The organism is Micromonospora sp. NPDC004336, from assembly GCF_053602615.1.
The window spans coordinates 1-1,907 of the sequence record NZ_JBSGDY010000356.1; the positions used below are offsets into that span (position 1 = coordinate 1).

Sequence of the window (1,907 nt, forward strand, 5' to 3'; positions counted from 1 at the left end):
GCCGCTTCGCCGAGGGCGCCGCCCTGCTCGGCGGCACCGTGCTGGAGAGCACCGAGGCGTACGGCAAGCACCTGCTGCACCACCACGCCGGCGCCGGATCGTCGGCGGGGACGCCGGCTAGTCCATCGCGCGGCGCATGAAGCCGCGCATGCCGATGGCCGAGAACACGACGAAGACGCCGGCGAGGACGGTCATGCACAGCCAGAGCGGCACGGACTCGACCCCCGGCGGGGCGACCAGCGACCGGGTCGCCTCGCTGATGTAGGTCAGCGGGTTGAGCGCGCAGATCACCTGGTACCAGCGCAGCATGTCCAGGCCGAGCAGCGGGAACTGGGTCGCGCCGGTGAACATCAGCGGGGTCATCACGACGGTGAACATGATCTGGATGTGCTGCGTCGGCACCAGGGTGCCGAAGGTCAGTCCGACCGCCGCGCCGACCAGCGCGCCGACCGCCAGCACCCCGACCACCTTCAGCACCACGGCCCAGGGCCAGGTGACGCCGAGCATGAGCATGCCGACCGGGATCAGCACCACGCCGGCGATCAGCCCGCGGATGCCGCCGAAGACGATCTTCTCCAGGGCCACCAGGGGGATCGCCATCGGCGACAGGAGGCGGTCCTCGATCTCCCGGGTGAAGGAGAAGTCCATCACCATCGGCAGCGCCGTGTTCTCCAGCCCGATCAGGAAGGCGTTGAGCGCGATGACGCCGGGCAGCAGCACGTTGGCGAAGTCGTCGCTGGCGTAGCCCAGGTCGCCGAGCACCTTGCCGAAGATCAGCAGCATGAACAGCGGCTGGATGAAGACCTGGAGCAGGAAGCCCACCAGTTCCCGGCCGGTGACGAACAGGTCCCGCGAGAGCACGGCGCGGAACGTGGCGAACTGGTCCATCGCGCGCACCGGCGGTGGCGCCGTGGCCGTCGAGGGGGTGGCGGGGGCGGTGACGCTCACCGAAGTTCCCTTCCGGTCAGGTGGATGAAGACGTCTTCCAGGCTGGGCTGGCCGATGTTGAGGTCGCGGACCTCGCAACCCAGGTCGGCGAGGATCTTCAGCGCCATCGGGATGGCGTTGGCCGGCTGGGTTCCGGTGTAGACCCGGAAGGAGAGCGTGCCGTCGGAGTCGGCGGGCGCCGGAGCGGCCGCGGGCGCGGGCATCGGCGGCATGCCGGGGAACGCCGGCGCCGCGGCGGCGGGAGCGCCCGGGCTCGCCTTGAAGTGCTCCACCCGCTCCACGTGCGGGATGGCGCCCAGCGCGGTCCGCACCTCCTCGGCGGGGGCGCCGGCGGCCACCACGAGGGTGAGCGTGCTGCTGCCGGGCAGGGTACGGGTCAGCGCGGCGGGGGTGTCCAGCGTGAGCAGCTTGCCGTGGTCGATGATGCCGACCCGGTCGCAGAGCTTCTCCGCCTCGTCCATGTCGTGGGTGGTGACCACCACCGTCACCCCGGCCCGCTTCAGCTCGGCGACCCGGTCGTGCACGAAGAGGCGGGACTGCGGGTCGAGGCCGGCGGAGGGCTCGTCGAGGAAGAGCACCCGGGGCGAGTGCATGAGCGCCCGCGCGATCATGGTGCGCTGGGCGAGGCCGCCGGAGAGGAAGTCGGTGCGGGAGTTCGCGAACTCCTTGAGCCCCATCTGCTCCAGCAGCTCGTCGGCGCGGCGGACGCGCTCGGCGCGGGGCACCCGGTGGTACGCCGCGTGGAACAGCAGGTTCTGCCGGACGGTCAGCGCCCGGTCCAGGTTGACCCGCTGCGGCACGACCGCCAGCAACTGCCGGGCGACGGCGGGGGCGCCGATCACGTCGGCGCCGCACACCTGGGCCCGCCCGGAGGTGGCCCGCACCCGCGTGGTCAGCACCCCGATCGTTGTCGTCTTGCCCGCGCCGTTCGGCCCGAGCAGACCGAAGACCAGATCGGA

The 1,907-nt window shown here is 71.8% G+C and carries 2 protein-coding genes and 1 pseudogene; 1 reads left to right on the forward strand and 2 read right to left on the reverse strand.

From position 1 onward, the window contains the following. Positions 1-92 (forward strand): annotated as a pseudogene (locus ACWENR_RS30685) (Fpg/Nei family DNA glycosylase); the annotation flags it as partial. Between the two features lie 25 nt (positions 93-117). Here ACWENR_RS30685 and ACWENR_RS30690 read toward each other — a convergent pair. Together ACWENR_RS30690 and ACWENR_RS30695 are read right to left on the reverse strand one after the other, a co-directional pair. Next, entirely contained in the window at positions 118-948 is an 831-nt protein-coding gene (locus ACWENR_RS30690) for an ABC transporter permease (protein WP_452280425.1), read from the reverse strand. Continuing rightward, positions 945-1,907 (reverse strand): ABC transporter ATP-binding protein (locus ACWENR_RS30695; protein WP_452280426.1); only part of this gene is annotated, 963 nt, incomplete at its 5' end. The genes ACWENR_RS30690 and ACWENR_RS30695, both read right to left, overlap by 4 nt.